This window comes from Thalassospira sp., assembly GCF_002709775.1.
Classification (GTDB): domain Bacteria; phylum Pseudomonadota; class Alphaproteobacteria; order Rhodospirillales; family Thalassospiraceae; genus Thalassospira.
In genome coordinates this window covers 127,073-140,549 of the sequence record NZ_PAQR01000005.1, presented here as the reverse complement: position 1 = coordinate 140,549, position 13,477 = coordinate 127,073, and the positions used below count along the sequence as shown (strand labels likewise).

General features: G+C 55.4%; 13 protein-coding genes. 8 read left to right on the top strand and 5 right to left on the bottom strand.

The annotated features are described in order from the left end of the window. Positions 1–55: 55 nt before the first annotated feature. On the bottom strand, positions 56–1,147 hold the full coding sequence (locus CMO10_RS02775) for a GGDEF domain-containing protein (RefSeq protein WP_297018766.1): 1,092 nt from the start codon (positions 1,145–1,147) through the stop codon (positions 56–58). Between the two features lie 186 nt (positions 1,148–1,333). Next, positions 1,334–2,350, bottom strand: coding sequence for a GGDEF domain-containing protein (locus CMO10_RS02770; RefSeq protein ID WP_297018765.1), 1,017 nt, complete (start codon positions 2,348–2,350; stop codon positions 1,334–1,336). Between the two features lie 245 nt (positions 2,351–2,595). On the opposite strand from CMO10_RS02770, the gene CMO10_RS02765 reads away from it, so the two are divergent. Then, positions 2,596–3,534 (top strand): TPR end-of-group domain-containing protein, encoded by a 939-nt coding sequence (locus CMO10_RS02765; RefSeq protein ID WP_297018764.1) that lies wholly within the window; start codon positions 2,596–2,598, stop codon positions 3,532–3,534. A 90-nt stretch (positions 3,535–3,624) separates the two neighbouring features. On the opposite strand, the gene CMO10_RS02760 is transcribed toward CMO10_RS02765, so the two are convergent. Continuing rightward, positions 3,625–4,302 carry a D-lyxose/D-mannose family sugar isomerase gene (locus CMO10_RS02760; protein ID WP_297018763.1) on the bottom strand — a complete coding sequence of 226 codons (678 nt, stop codon included), beginning with the start codon at positions 4,300–4,302 and terminating at the stop codon, positions 3,625–3,627. Positions 4,303–4,571: 269 nt separating this feature from the next. On the opposite strand from CMO10_RS02760, the gene CMO10_RS02755 reads away from it, so the two are divergent. Genes CMO10_RS02755 through CMO10_RS02745 form a run of 3 tightly spaced genes read left to right on the top strand, consistent with a single transcriptional unit; the run spans position 4,572 to position 7,060 of the window. Beyond that, positions 4,572–5,306: an SIMPL domain-containing protein gene (locus tag CMO10_RS02755; protein ID WP_297018762.1), complete on the top strand. Its 735-nt coding sequence runs from the start codon at positions 4,572–4,574 to the stop codon at positions 5,304–5,306. 35 nt (positions 5,307–5,341) lie between these two features. Then, positions 5,342–6,166 carry an rRNA large subunit pseudouridine synthase E gene (locus CMO10_RS02750; RefSeq protein ID WP_363928321.1) on the top strand — a complete coding sequence of 275 codons (825 nt, stop codon included), beginning with the start codon at positions 5,342–5,344 and terminating at the stop codon, positions 6,164–6,166. Between the two features lie 6 nt (positions 6,167–6,172). After that, entirely contained in the window at positions 6,173–7,060 is an 888-nt protein-coding gene (locus tag CMO10_RS02745) for a 23S rRNA (adenine(2030)-N(6))-methyltransferase RlmJ (protein WP_297018761.1), read from the top strand. Between the two features lie 75 nt (positions 7,061–7,135). On the opposite strand, the gene CMO10_RS02740 is transcribed toward CMO10_RS02745, so the two are convergent. Then, entirely contained in the window at positions 7,136–7,840 is a 705-nt protein-coding gene (locus tag CMO10_RS02740; RefSeq protein ID WP_297018760.1) for a ChrR family anti-sigma-E factor, read from the bottom strand. Continuing rightward, positions 7,837–8,427, bottom strand: a complete 591-nt coding sequence (locus tag CMO10_RS02735) for a sigma-70 family RNA polymerase sigma factor (RefSeq protein WP_297018759.1) — start codon at positions 8,425–8,427, stop codon at positions 7,837–7,839. Before CMO10_RS02735 ends, CMO10_RS02740 begins: the two co-directional genes overlap by 4 nt. Positions 8,428–8,640: 213 nt before the next feature. On the opposite strand from CMO10_RS02735, the gene CMO10_RS02730 reads away from it, so the two are divergent. From CMO10_RS02730 to CMO10_RS02715, 4 genes are read left to right on the top strand one after another with little or no spacing between them, the layout of a single operon-like run. After that, a complete protein-coding gene (locus CMO10_RS02730; protein ID WP_297018758.1) occupies positions 8,641–9,984 on the top strand; it encodes an NAD(P)/FAD-dependent oxidoreductase in 1,344 nt (447 codons plus the stop codon). After that, entirely contained in the window at positions 9,981–10,814 is an 834-nt protein-coding gene (locus CMO10_RS02725; protein ID WP_297018757.1) for a DUF1365 domain-containing protein, read from the top strand. The genes CMO10_RS02730 and CMO10_RS02725 overlap by 4 nt, the downstream gene beginning before the upstream one ends. Before the next feature lie 5 nt (positions 10,815–10,819). Further along, on the top strand, positions 10,820–12,097 hold the full coding sequence (locus tag CMO10_RS02720; RefSeq protein ID WP_297018756.1) for an SAM-dependent methyltransferase: 1,278 nt from the start codon (positions 10,820–10,822) through the stop codon (positions 12,095–12,097). Further along, positions 12,084–13,430, top strand: coding sequence for an MFS transporter (locus CMO10_RS02715; protein ID WP_297018755.1), 1,347 nt, complete (start codon positions 12,084–12,086; stop codon positions 13,428–13,430). The genes CMO10_RS02720 and CMO10_RS02715 overlap by 14 nt, the downstream gene beginning before the upstream one ends. Positions 13,431–13,477: the final 47 nt, after the last annotated feature.

Sequence of the window (13,477 nt, the reverse complement as noted above, 5' to 3'; positions counted from 1 at the left end):
CGGACCTGCTTATACGTGGAAATCGTGCCCTTGTCAGTGCCAGTGGCGGAAATTGCTATTGGGCTGCGATATCTCTGATGTCACGTGGCTGAGGTGCGCGACCATCTGTGGCGATCTGCTTCTCGCTGGCGACCTGATTACGACCGTTTTCCTTGGCGAAATAAAGCGCCATGTCGGCCCGCTCAATCAGTTTTGCCACCGGTTCACCCGGGCGGAATTCGGCAACCCCGATGGATGCCGTCACCTTGCCAATGATGGTGCGGCCCGTTTTGGTCACGACCTTGTGGGTTTCGATATAATGGCGCAAATGATCGCCAAACAGCATCGCATTGCCAAGCGATGTGCTGGGCAGGATGATGGCAAATTCCTCGCCGCCATAACGGGCAGCGGTATCCTGACCCTTGACGTTGCGTTTAAGCGATTCCGCCAGCAACCGGATCACCTGATCGCCAATTTGATGGCCATAGGTGTCATTGAATTTCTTGAAGTGATCAATATCGAGAAGCAACAGGCTCAGCGGCTGGCCATCTTCCATGGCGTGCATCATGCCTTCGCGCAATTGCATGTCGAACGCCTTGCGATTGGCGATGCCGGTCAAACCATCCGTGAGGGCCTCGCGTTTGAGGTTTTCCATATCCTCGCGCAAGCGCGTGATTTCGCATGAGCTGTTGGTCAGCCGGTTTTCAAGCGTGCGGTTGACACCTTCCATCTCGCGCGTTGCACCAAGCAGGGTATGAAGCGCCTGTTCAAGATTGCTGAGATCACGGTTCTTGTCCCCGACATAGGAACAGAAATGATCCAGCGCCTTGTTATATTTCCGCGTATCGACGCCGACCTTGTGAACGGTATCAAGAATGCTGCCAAGTTGTTGGCGCAGGTCATTTGAAATGCGTTCGATGATTTCGTTTTCGCGCTTGTCGCTAAAGAAACGTGTATGGAGTTCTTTGCATTGGGCCTCGTCGAACTCGCGATGGTTGCTGCGCAGAATGTCGATCGTCCGGCAAAGATCGAAATTGGTTTTCGCGACATAGGTAAAGAAAATCTGGAAATTGTCCGGGTGTGAAATCACGCCAAGTTCTGCCATCAACGCCAGCGCTGCATTGGTGTGCCTTTGTGCTGTGTTGTGATTAAACCCGTACGCGCTCATCAATTGCCTGCAGTAGAATTATGTCTCCGAAACTCGCGGCAATATCCTATGCAAACGAATAGAGAAACGGTTTGATTTAAGTCATGAAACGCAGGGCTTTAGACCAAAGTTTCTGATTTTCTGGTGCGGAGCAATGAATTGATGCGCCAGACTGGCCTGGCATGATCTGGTTGGGCGCGAATTGCCCTATGCGCTTTCGGCGTGATTGATCGGTTGGGTCAGAAGGTCATTCTGGTTCATCACGCAGTTTCGACCATTTTCCTTGGCCAGATAAAGCGCCTGATCGGCGCGTTCGATCACCCGGCTCAGTGGTTCACCCAGCTGATAGGTCGCAACCCCGATGGATGCGGTAATGCGGCCCAGGTCTTCGTTGCGGTTGATGCTTTTAAGATGCAGCGATTCAATTGATGTCCGGATGTTCTCCGCGACCCGCATGGCATCGCTTAAGGTCGTAGCCGGAAGGATCACGGCAAACTCCTCGCCGCCATATCGGGCGGTGGTGTCGCGCCCTTTGACGTTTTGCTGCAGGGTCTTTGCCAGGGTACGGATGACCTGATCCCCGGCCTGGTGGCCGTGCGTGTCATTGATCCGTTTGAAGTGATCGATATCGATCAAAAGGATGCTGAGGCACTCGCCACCTTCCATGGTTGCCATGGCGGCATCGCGCAGGCTTTCGTCAAACGCCTTGCGGTTGGCAATCCCTGTCAGCCCGTCGGTGTGAGCTTCACGTTTCATTTCCTCAAGATCGAGAAGCAACTGGGTGACTTCGACCGGCGCCTGATCCGTGTCTTCCTGCTTCTTGGTGCTTTGATGTGCGGTGGATGGCGTGCCAACGCCCAGAAGGTCGTTGGTTGCATCGCGCAGGTCGGCAGTATTGATGACGTCCTTGCCGTTCGAGATGCGATCAATCAGATCTGACATCTGCTGCAGCAGGTCATTTGAAACGGTTTCGCGCAGAAGCTCGACCCGGCCCGGTTCGATAAACCGTTGATAGAGTTCATGACATTTCACATCATCAAGCGCGCGCTTGTTGCTTTGAAGAATGTCAATCAGGGCCACAAGGTCTTCGTTGGACTTTTCCACATAGGCAAAAAACACAGCATAATTGATCGGGTTTGCGCTCAAACCCAATTCATCAATTAATTCCAGCGCTTCACGCGACAGCGCGTAAGAACGCTGACGGTATTGTTCTTGCTGAGGCATTCCGGGGAACCTGAAGGAGTGGTATCGTGGAATTTGTAGGCACTTCTTTAAGTCTGGGACGCGCATTGTGCACCTGCGTTATATCAGTTTTGTCACATGCGCGTATAGAGTGCGTAGGTTGTAATTTTATCGGTTTATTCACGTCTGCATCCTAGGCTGCTTTGCCCCGGGGTGCTTTCATCGGGAAACGGCTTCGGTCCGAAAAAGAAAAACGGGAAAACAAGATGCGGAAACTATCGGCTTTGATGGCTGCAATCGCCGTCCTGTTGGGCTTTGTTGTGTCGGGCACACCTGCCATGGCACAGACCAGCGGTTCCGACGACCAGACAACCGTCAATGGCCATGTCACCGACAGTACGACCGAAACCCCGACGATTGATTATCGACCGATCTCTGCCGAAGAACGCTCCAACATGCCCCCCCTGATGGAGCGTTACGTTCTTGATGAACTGAAAAACCTGCGCACCGAAATGCAGGGCATGCGCGCCGAATTGCTGCGCGAGGTCGTTAACCGCCAGCTAGAGGCCATCGACAAGGCGATTTCATATTCGTCGAACACGGTGACCTATTTCTTCTATTTCGTGGCCGCCGTCGGTGCGCTTCTGACCATGCTGGGCTGGCAGTCCTTGCGCGAATTGAAGTCAAGCGTGCGCAATCTGGCCAATACCGAACTGCAACGTCTGTCGCAGGAATTCGAAGGGCGCCTGACCTCGCTTGAAAACGAGCTGCTGTTGAAATCCAAACTGATCAACGAACATCAGCACGAGATCGAGCGCCCCCAGACCATTCATGCCCTGTGGCTACAGGCCAACCAACTGAGCAACCCGCGGGCAAAGATCGAAACCTATGACAAGATCCTCGAACTCGCACCCGGCGATCCGGAAGTCATGGCCTATAAGGCCGATGCGGCGCTTCAGCTTGGCGATCGTGACTGGGCACTTAGTCTGTGTAACCGGTTGCTGGCCGAGGAGCCCGAAAGTGCCAATGGCCATTATCAGCGCGCATGCGCCAATGCCGGTCTTGGGTTCAAGGAAGCCGCCCTTGCCGATCTGCAGCGTGCGGTCGAACTGTCCGATGCCATGCGCCAACCGGCCTGGGCCGAAGAAGAATTCGAACCGCTCCGCGACATGCCGGAATTCACGCAGATCCTTGGCAGCAAGGAAGACCTGCCACCTGCCGAGTAATCCGGGAATATACAATATCCAAGCAAAAAGCCCTGCAGCACTGCCGCAGGGCTTTTTGTATTTCGGACTGTACCGTCGCTTAAACGCCGCTTAGCTGCTGGGCAGTTCGTTCCAAAGCGGATGGATCGGTGCGACGTCTTCTTCGATTTCGGTAAAGCGCGCATCGCAGTCAAAGAAGTAGTTGTCCGTCAGGTCATCATTTACCTGCGAAACTTCGCCGACAATCACCGGGCCTTTGCCTTCTTCACCATAGAAGCGATGAACCAACGTGCGTGGCAGGGTAACGCTCTGCCCCGGCTCGAGAATAACTTTGCCACCAGCGGGCAGGATATTGAGCTTACCATCGGTGCGCACGCGCACTTCATTCTCGCGGTCCATCTGGCCATCATCGGTCAGGTTGCAAAGCTCGATCACGAGGTTGCCACCCCCACGCACGATGATGTCTTCCATTTTGACCTTGTGGTAATGCCACGGGCATTCCTGGTTCTCACCAACGATCATGATCTTTTCGGCATAGGGCACTTCGCCCGGCTGGCGCAGAATGCCATTGCGCAGGCAAAACAGGATCAGGCCACGCTTGTCGAAATTGCCTTCGCCGTAATCGGTAACATCCCAGCCCATCTGATGGTCACGGCACCATTTCGCCAGATCGGCTTCGCCATCCCATTGTGCCGGGCCGTAATGTGCCCATTCCGGCAGCTTGAATGCGATGGATGCATAAAGTTCCTTGGCATGCTCGATACAGGCATTGATTTCAGAACGCAGCATGGATGACCTCTTGTGGCGTTGTGTGTGGCTGTTCGGTTGAATGATTTGGCCGGGTTTTACCACGCCCGGGCGGTGAATGCGACAGTTTTTGAATGCATTCAAAAGATTTTCATTTTGGCAACAGGTGGAGAGCTTTGTCGCGTTAAACTGCCCCGCAATCGCCGTTTTTTGCGCGGATAACAGGCAGATACCGTGAAAGTCAGTGCGCGATATCATATCTGTCATATCGCCCGGAACCGGATAGACGAACTGCAGAAGGAAACTGCACCATGGCGCAATCATCGGGATTTGCAAAAGTTGTCGCGGCCATCGTGGTCGCCGGTGGATTGGCGGCATCAGGCTGGCTGGTCGGGACCGGCATTGAAAACATGCGCGCCCTTGATCGCTATGTCACGGTTAAGGGACTGGCCGAGCGCGATGTAAAGGCCGACAAGGCCGTCTGGCCGATTACATATGTTGCGACCGATGATGTGCTGCAAAACGCACAGGCCAAGATTGATGCTGATACCAACACCCTGTTTGAATTCCTCGCAAGCCACGGCATCGGGCGCGAAGCCACCGAACTGCAAAACCTGCAAGTGACCGATCAGCTTGCCCAGTCCTATCGATCCGGCCCGATTGAAAGCCGCTATATCGTCAACCAGACCATTCAGGTCCGCACTGATGATGTAGATGCGGTGGTTGCCGCGTCCCAGGATATCGGCAAGCTGTTGCAGGGCGGTGTGGTTCTGGGCGGGCAGGGATATAACCCGGGGCCTAGTTACCTGTTCACGGGGCTTAATGACATCAAACCGGAAATGATCGCAGCTGCAACCGTCAATGCCCGCGAAGCAGCCCAGCAATTTGCCACGGACTCTGGGGGTGAACTGGGCGGTATCCGTCGCGCGACACAGGGTCTGTTCCAGATTTTGGCAGCTGATGGCGCGCCCAACATGATGGAAGCCAACCAGATCAACAAGACGGTGCGCGTGGTCACCACCATGGAATATCTCATCCGGGATTAGTTGACAGCTTCGCCAAAGCTGGTTTTATGCGCGCCATGGCGCAATTGATCCTGTTTAACAAACCTTACGGCGTTCTGACGCAATTCACCGACCGTGAAAACGGCCGGGCGACCTTGGCTGACTATATCGATCTGCCCGGTGTCTATGCTGCCGGGCGTCTTGATCGCGATAGCGAGGGTTTGTTGCTTCTGACAGATAATGGCCCGCTCAATGCCCAGATTGCCCATCCGAAATTCAAAAAGCCCAAAACCTACCTGGTGCAGGTCGATGGCGAACCGACTGACGAAGCGCTTGAAGCGCTTAGGCGCGGGGTGGAGCTTAAAGACGGCATTACCCTGCCCGCGAAGGCCCGCCGGATTGATGAGCCAGCCGGACTTTGGGAACGTGATCCACCGGTACGCTATCGCAAGGCCATCCCGACAAGCTGGATTGAACTGACAATTACCGAGGGCAAAAACCGTCAGGTGCGCCGGATGACCGCCGCGGTTGGTTTCCCGACCCTGCGCCTGATCCGCCGTGCCATCGGCGATTGGACACTCGATGGTTTGCGACCTGGCGAATGGAAAGTGATCGAGGTCGAAGCACCCCAGCCAACCCATCGCAGATTATCGCCCGGATCGGCCAAGCCGCCGCGCCGCAATCAGGTGCCAGGGAACAGCAGTGCGCAAACTGATAGCCCATCCGATGGTGAACGCACTGGCACCAAACCCGGCAACGCCCGTCGCAAGGGTGGCTACAAATCAGCTCGCCAGCGCAATGCTCCCAACGATGCGGTAAACAAGGCATCCGACACTGGCCAGCGTAACGGACCGGGCGGGGCAAAGCCGGCACGTCATCGTTCGCGCCCGAAGAAAGGATAAGCCGCTATGCTCAGCTACCTGCACGGCTTCCATGCCGGGAATTTTGCCGACATGCACAAGCATGCAGCCCTTTGGCTGGTGCTTGAACACTTGCGCAAAAAGAAAAAGCCGTTCTGCGTGATCGATACCCATGCCGGATCGGGCTGGTATGATCTGGGCAGCGAACAGGCGGCCAAAACCGGCGAATGGAAAGATGGCTACGCGCGTGCCAAAGCTTGCTCCAATGCACCGGAAATGCTGCAGCATTTTCTAGGCTACGTCGCGGGCTTTGATCCGGTTGCCAAGGGTCGGGATTTTGGTGTGCGGGAAGGCGATGACTATCGTGGTCCGTTCTATCCCGGATCACCGTTTATTGTGCGCGATATGTTGCGCGAAGATGATGAACTGGTCCTGATGGAGCTGCATCCGCGCGAACATGAAACACTCCATCACCGTGTGAAGCGCGATGCGCGCATTCATCTGCACAAACGCGATGGCTATGAAGGTGTGGTCGGCATGATGCCCCCGGGCATTCGTCGCGGATTGGTGCTGATGGATCCGAGTTACGATGTAAAACAGGATTACCAAAAGGCCGCCAAGGCCGTGCGTGAAGCCTGGGAAAAATGGCCAACTGCAACCTTCATGTTGTGGTATCCGATCCTCGAAGACGGATTTGACGCCGAGCTTCGCAAATCATTTGCCGGGATCAAGGCATCTGGTGGTGTACTCTGTGCCGAACTTTCCACCGATCAGGGCGGGGCAAAGGGGCGCATGCGCGGTACGGGGCTTTTGGTTGTTAATCCGCCCTGGCAGTTTGATCAGCAACTTGGCGAAATCGGCGACTGGCTTGCGAAAACCTGCAAGCTGCCCGGGCCGGCAAAACATCAGATGCGCTGGTTGGTGCCCGCCGAATAACTGCCCATAAAAGTGAGACCCCGAAGGCAGTTTGCCAACGGGGCCTCGATGCGTTGGGACGCATTGGAACTGGTATCAGATGCCAAAGAAAGGCTGCAGCAATTTCGGCAGCAGGCGATTGAACTTCATCGGGGCATCGGTTGCGATCAGGCAGATGCATTCCTCGGCCGTGTCGGCAATCGGCTGATGATCAACGTCATCATCAAGATCCGCTACATCACCGGCACGGAACCGACCGATCTCGTCGATGTAGGATCCCTTGATCAAAAGCGTCATTTCATGACCATGGTGCCCGTGATCGGGGATCGACACACCCGGTGCGATCTTCATCAGGCGCACGGTGCCCTTGCTTTCGATTGATTTCAGCTGGAAATGCTTCACACCCGGTGCAAGCGTTTTCCAAGGAATATCATCAAGCGACATCACATCTTCGGGCAGCAAATCGGCAAGTGGCCTTGGAAGCGCACTCATGGCGCTGCCGGTGATGCTTTCTCCAACCGCAACCCGGCGGAGCGATGGCAATTCCTGTGTGACGATGTTTTCGTTCGCGGTTTCACGCTCAAGCATTGCCATGACGTGATCAAGCGAATGATCACCCATCGCCATGCTGTCTGTGGTTTCAAGCGCAGCACCGCCCATGGTTTCATACCCGGTGACCTTGTCGCGGCAATGCGGGCACACGGTCATGTGGGTTGCAACCAAAAGCTCCATGGCTTGCGATAGGGAACCACTGGCATAATCCATCAATGTCTGATCGGTTGGATGATGCTTGATATTCATGCGACACCTTCCAGTCCGCCACGCAGCTTGCCAAGCGCAAGCCGCAAACGGGACTTCACAGTCCCCAGCGGGATATCAAGACGCTCGGCAATTTCGCTGTGTGAGCAATCTTCAAAAAACGACAATTCTACGACCACCTTTTGATCGGCTGGTAATTCCGCCATCGCGGCTTTGACAAGGACGGCCTCCTGGTCACGATTGACAACGTCATCTGCCAGCGGGTCTTCGTCGACAATCAAAGTCGGGTCGGAATCATCAACCTCGATATGTTTGCGTTGCCGGAACCGGTCAATCCGAAGGTTCCTGGCGATGGTGAAAATCCACGTACTGGCCGCTGCCTTTGAGGGATCAAACAGGTGCGCCTTGCGCCAAACCTGCATCATTGCTTCCTGCGCCATTTCCTCGGCGGTCTCGGGATTGCCGCCAAACCGGAACATGTAAGCCTTCACGCGCGGAGCGAAGTGCGCAAACAGTTGCGCAAACGCTTCCCGATCGCGCGAGGTCGCGACGGAAACAATCCAGTCGGCACATCTTTTCGCCTCGACCGGATCAGCTGGTCCGGTGCGTCGTGGTGTGGTGCCGCTCATTTTGGTCTCTGGTCCCTTTTGGGGCCGCGCCAGGATCGTGTTCATCATACCAATCCTACGTCGGCCGCATTCATTTGGATCAAATAAAAATGTATGTTTTCTGCCAGATACTTACAATGACATCGCACAAATAATTCACGGTGATCTGCACGCCTTTACCGTGCGTACTCATATGTAACGCTCACACATTAACTGCAAGCAGGCCCAGCCGATATGAACATCGTCACCCCGGGAAAACTCAATATCGCTGTCGTCGGGTCCGGTATTTCCGGATTGTCTGCGGCCTGGTTGCTAAGCCAATCGCATAATGTGACGCTGTATGAAAAGGATGACCGTCCCGGCGGACATTCCAATACGGTTGATGCGGGCGCGACCCCGGTTGATACCGGCTTTATCGTTTATAATACCCGCTGCTATCCGAACCTCTGTGCATTGTTTGATCATCTCAATGTGAAAACCACACCGACCGATATGTCCTTTGCTGCCTCGATGGATGAAGGCGGGATGGAATATGGCGGTGGTGATCTTTCGGCTCTGTTTGCGCAAAAGCGCAATCTGTTCCGCCCGCGCTTTTGGAAGATGGTGCGCGATATTCTGCGTTTTTACCGCGAAGCACCCGCCGCCCTTGAAGATGGCACCGCCGAACATATCAGCCTTGGCGATTACCTGCGCGACAAGCGCTATTCCAAATCCTTTATCAATGATCATTTGCTGCCGATGGGGGCTGCGATCTGGTCAACGCCGGTCGATACCATGATGGCCTATCCGCTGGCGGCGTTTGTCCGGTTCTGTCAGAACCACGGCCTGCTTCAAATCAAGGATCGCCCGCAATGGCGCACCGTGGTTGGCGGATCGCGTGAATATGTAAAACACATGACCGCAAACATTTCCGGTGGCGTGGTTCTGGATCGTGCGATTGCCAAGGTCGGCAAGACTGCGTCCGGTGGCGCCTTTGTCGAAGACCGCTATGGCAAGCGCGAAGAATATGATCACGTCGTTTTGGCCTGCCACGGCGATCAGGCATTGGCCCTGCAGGAAACACCAGACCCGCGTGTTAGCGAATTGCTGTCGGCCTTCAAATATGAGCGCAACCTGGCGATCCTGCACAATGACGCCAGTCTGATGCCGAAAAACCAGAAGGTCTGGTCAAGCTGGAACTACCTGGCCGAGGATCATGACGGCGAGCAGAAAGTCTGCGTGACCTATTGGATGAACCGTCTGCAGCATCTTGATCCGACGCAGCCCCTGTTCGTAACGCTGAACCCGCCGCGTCATCCCGAAGAGGGCAGCGTGATCCGATCATTCCTGTACGACCATCCGCTGTTTGATGCTGGTGCGATGGCAGCACAAAAGGACCTGTGGTCGATACAGGGTGTCGATAACATCTGGTATTGCGGCAGCTACTTTGGCTATGGCTTCCACGAAGACGGCATTCAGTCCGGTCTTGCTGTGGCCGAGGCGCTTGGCAATGTCCGCCGCCCGTGGAACGTCGAAAATGAAAGTGGCCGTATTCATGTGGGTGCCGCCGCGCGTGAGCAATCAAGCGAGGCCGCATGACACTTCCTGTTGCGCATAAACCGGCATCGGCGCTGTTTGAAGGGGTGGTCACCCATCACCGGCTGCGCCCGAAAAATCACAAGTTGCGCTATCGCGTATTTTCCTTCCTGCTTGATCTTGATGAGATCGATGGTCTTGCCGCAAAGCTGAAGCTGTTCAGCCGCAACCGCTTTAACCTGTTTTCCTTCCACGACCGCGATCACGCCGATGGCGGTAAAGCCGATTTGCGTACCCGGCTTGAAGCCATTCTGTCCGATCACGGACTGGCTGATTGCGGCCACAGGATCCGCTTGCTGTGTTATCCGCGGTTGCTTGGTTTTGTGTTTAACCCGCTGTCTGTCTATTTCTGCCATCGCGCTGACGGGTCGGTTGGGGCGGTGCTTTATGAAGTCTCCAACACCTTTGGTGATCGCCATAGCTACCTGATCCCGGTGACCGATGGTGCACTGGATGACAAGAACGTGCTGCGCCAATCCTGTGCGAAGGGGTTTTATGTCTCGCCCTTTATCGACATGGTCGCCGACTATCATTTCCGCATTCGCATCCCGGATGAAAATGTTGCGGTCGCCATTCGCGAGACCGATGCCAAGGGCGCGTTTCTCAATGCCGCCTTTGTCGGTGATCGAACCGAGCTTTCTGACCGTATACTGTTAGGAGCGTTCATTCGCTACCCGCTCATGACGCTCAAAGTCGTGGCAGGTATCCATTGGGAGGCGCTCCATCTTTGGCGCAAGGGTATGACGTTCCACAAACGGCCGGCACCGCCAGAACAGGCAGTGACTTATGTGCTGGAAACCGGGACGGCAGCGGCCCAAGCAGGAAAGAGATAAAAACAATGCCAAACCGCAATCGTAATGCATCCGCCTATGCTCTTCCGCTGCGTGACCGCATCCTGCCGATGCTGGGCAGCATGACGGGCAGTCGCAGCCTTCTAAAAGCCATGCTCAAGCGTGTATTGGCGCATCTGCATTACGGGCGTTTGACCATTGTCCTGCCCGACAACGATACCCTGCATTTTACCGGTGATCAGGAAACCGACCTGCGCGCCGCCATCCATATCCATGACTGGCAGGCAATCCGCAAACTCGCCACCGGTGGCGATGTTGCCTTTGCCGAGGCCTATATGGATGGCAGCTGGAGCAGCCCGGACATCACCCATCTGATGCATTTTGCCATGCGCAATGAAACGATTGTACGCGCCCGTCTGGCGGCAGGCTTTCTCGCCCGCACGGTGGCGCGCATCGGTCATTTGCGCAACGCCAATACGCTTGAAGGCTCCAAGCGCAACATTGCCTATCACTATGATCTCGGCAACGAATTCTATCGCGCCTGGCTTGACCCCAGTATGACCTATTCCTCGGCCCTGTATCAGTCGCCTGATATGTTGCTGGACGCCGCGCAGGCAGCAAAATACGAACGCATTTGCGAACTTTCGGATCTTAAGCCGGGCGAGCGTGTGCTTGAAGTCGGCTGTGGCTGGGGTGGCTTTGCCGAACTTGCAGCCGGTAAATATCGCTGCAACGTCACGGGCCTGACGCTTTCGAACGAACAGCATGCCTATGCCCGTGAACGGCTATTGCTGCAGGGGCTGCACGATCGCACGGATATCGTTCTGCGTGATTACCGTCATGAAGAAGGTCAGTATGACAAGATCGTCTCGATCGAAATGTTCGAGGCGGTTGGCGAAGAACACTGGCCAACCTATTTCGAGATGATCCGCAAGCGCCTGAAGCCGGGCGGCAAGGCGGTTCTGCAAATCATCACCATTGATGACGACCGGTTTGAAACCTATCGCCGTGGGGCGGATTTCATTCAGCGTTACATCTTCCCGGGCGGCATGTTGCCATCCCCGACGGCACTGTCAGCAGCGGTCAGCAACGCTGGCCTTGAACTGCGTCATTCGGAATTCTTTGGCAAATCCTATGCCCGCACGCTGGCCGAATGGCAGCGCAGCTTCCAGCACGCCTGGGACGGTATTGCCAAGCAGGGCTTTGATCTGCGCTTCAAGCGCATGTGGGAATATTATCTCGCATATTGCGAAACCGGTTTTGATCAGGGCTCCATCGATGTTGGCCTGTTCGTGATCGAACATCGCGAAAATGCGTCCGACTGAATACCCCACCCAGACATCCATCTTCTATGCCCTCCCGGCAATGGCGGCAGCCGTGCCGACCATTCCGGCATATGTGTTGTTGCCCAGTTACTATGGCGACGACCTTGGCCTTGGGTTGGCGATCACGGGCGCAGTTTTATTGCTGGTGCGCATGATCGATATGCTGACCGATCCGGTGGTTGGGTGGCTGTCGGATAAAACCGGCAATCGTAAAATCTGGACCGGGGTCGGGGCGGTGATTGCCGGGATCGGCCTTTGGTATTTATTCAGTCCCCCCGAAAAGCCCGATGCGCTTTATCTTCTGATTTGGGCGAGTGTGCTGTTCCTTGGCTGGACGATGTTTCAGGTGCCCTATCTTGCGTGGGGGGCGGACCTGTCTGGTGATTATAAAAAACGAACATCGCTGACCGCCCTTCGCGAAGGGGCCGGTCTGATCGGTATTGTGCTGGCCGGGGCCATTCCGGTTCTGATCAATGCCCCGGATCGAGCTTCTGAAATCCAGACTCTTGCCATCGTCACCCTGACATTGGGGGCTGTTTTTATTGCCCTTATGATCTGGCAGGTGCCCGATCCGATTGCGCAGCATAAACGCACAAAATCGGCGGCAAATGGTATGGGATCGGGCAACCTTGTTAAGACGTTGCGTCTTGGTATGCGCAGCCTGCGCGATAATCGTTTGTTCATGCGTCTACTTGCGGCCTGGATGATCAACGGGCTTGCCGCGGGCTTGCCCGCTGTCTGCTTTCCGCTGTTTGTCCGCTATTACCTCAAGCTCGATCAGGACAGCGAGAATATCCTGATCCTGCTTTATTTCGCAGCCGCCATCATCGCCATCCCGCTTTGGGTTGTGATGGCATGCCGGGTTGGCAAACACCGCGTCTGGTGTCTGGCCATGGTGATGGCGATTATGGCCTTTGTGTTTGTGCCGGTTCTTGATGCCGGCGACTTTGGTGCCTTTGCCGTTATCTGCCTTGTGACCGGGGCTGCCTTGGGGGCGGATCTTGCCCTGCCACCGGCCATTCAGGCTGATGTGGATGACTGGGATCGATACCGGTTTGGTGTGCGACGCACCGCCCTTTTATTCGCGCTTTGGAACATGACCAACAAGCTTGCCATGGCCTTGGCGGCCGGGATCGCGCTTCCGATCCTGGGGGTCTTTGGCCTGACTGACGGGGGCGATGAAAAAACCGGTGCCTTGATCGTGCTGGTTTTGATCTATGCGGTGATCCCCATCGTATTGAAAGCAGGAGCAATCGGGATGATGTGGCGCTTTCCACTGGACAGCACCCATCAGGTTGCCATTCGTCGGCGCCTTTCACGCCGCACCGTTTGATCTTGGGATGTCAGGACAGGAGAAAATCGATGCTGCGGAATTTCATG

Bases quoted from the DNA above. Each gene is read 5' to 3' on its own strand.
- CMO10_RS02730 (WP_297018758.1), top strand. From the start codon at position 8,641: ATGAACATCGTCACCCCGGGAAAACTCAATATCGCTGTCGTCGGGTCC.
- CMO10_RS02755 (WP_297018762.1), top strand. From the start codon at position 4,572: ATGGCGCAATCATCGGGATTTGCAAAAGTTGTCGCGGCCATCGTGGTC.
- CMO10_RS02760 (WP_297018763.1), bottom strand. From the start codon at position 4,302: ATGCTGCGTTCTGAAATCAATGCCTGTATCGAGCATGCCAAGGAACTT.
- CMO10_RS02775 (WP_297018766.1), bottom strand. From the start codon at position 1,147: ATGAGCGCGTACGGGTTTAATCACAACACAGCACAAAGGCACACCAAT.
- CMO10_RS02720 (WP_297018756.1), top strand. From the start codon at position 10,820: ATGCCAAACCGCAATCGTAATGCATCCGCCTATGCTCTTCCGCTGCGT.
- CMO10_RS02750 (WP_363928321.1), top strand. From the start codon at position 5,342: ATGGCGCAATTGATCCTGTTTAACAAACCTTACGGCGTTCTGACGCAA.
- CMO10_RS02725 (WP_297018757.1), top strand. From the start codon at position 9,981: ATGACACTTCCTGTTGCGCATAAACCGGCATCGGCGCTGTTTGAAGGG.
- CMO10_RS02745 (WP_297018761.1), top strand. From the start codon at position 6,173: ATGCTCAGCTACCTGCACGGCTTCCATGCCGGGAATTTTGCCGACATG.
- CMO10_RS02765 (WP_297018764.1), top strand. From the start codon at position 2,596: ATGGCTGCAATCGCCGTCCTGTTGGGCTTTGTTGTGTCGGGCACACCT.
- CMO10_RS02740 (WP_297018760.1), bottom strand. From the start codon at position 7,840: ATGAATATCAAGCATCATCCAACCGATCAGACATTGATGGATTATGCC.
- CMO10_RS02735 (WP_297018759.1), bottom strand. From the start codon at position 8,427: ATGAGCGGCACCACACCACGACGCACCGGACCAGCTGATCCGGTCGAG.
- CMO10_RS02715 (WP_297018755.1), top strand. From the start codon at position 12,084: ATGCGTCCGACTGAATACCCCACCCAGACATCCATCTTCTATGCCCTC.
- CMO10_RS02770 (WP_297018765.1), bottom strand. From the start codon at position 2,350: ATGCCTCAGCAAGAACAATACCGTCAGCGTTCTTACGCGCTGTCGCGT.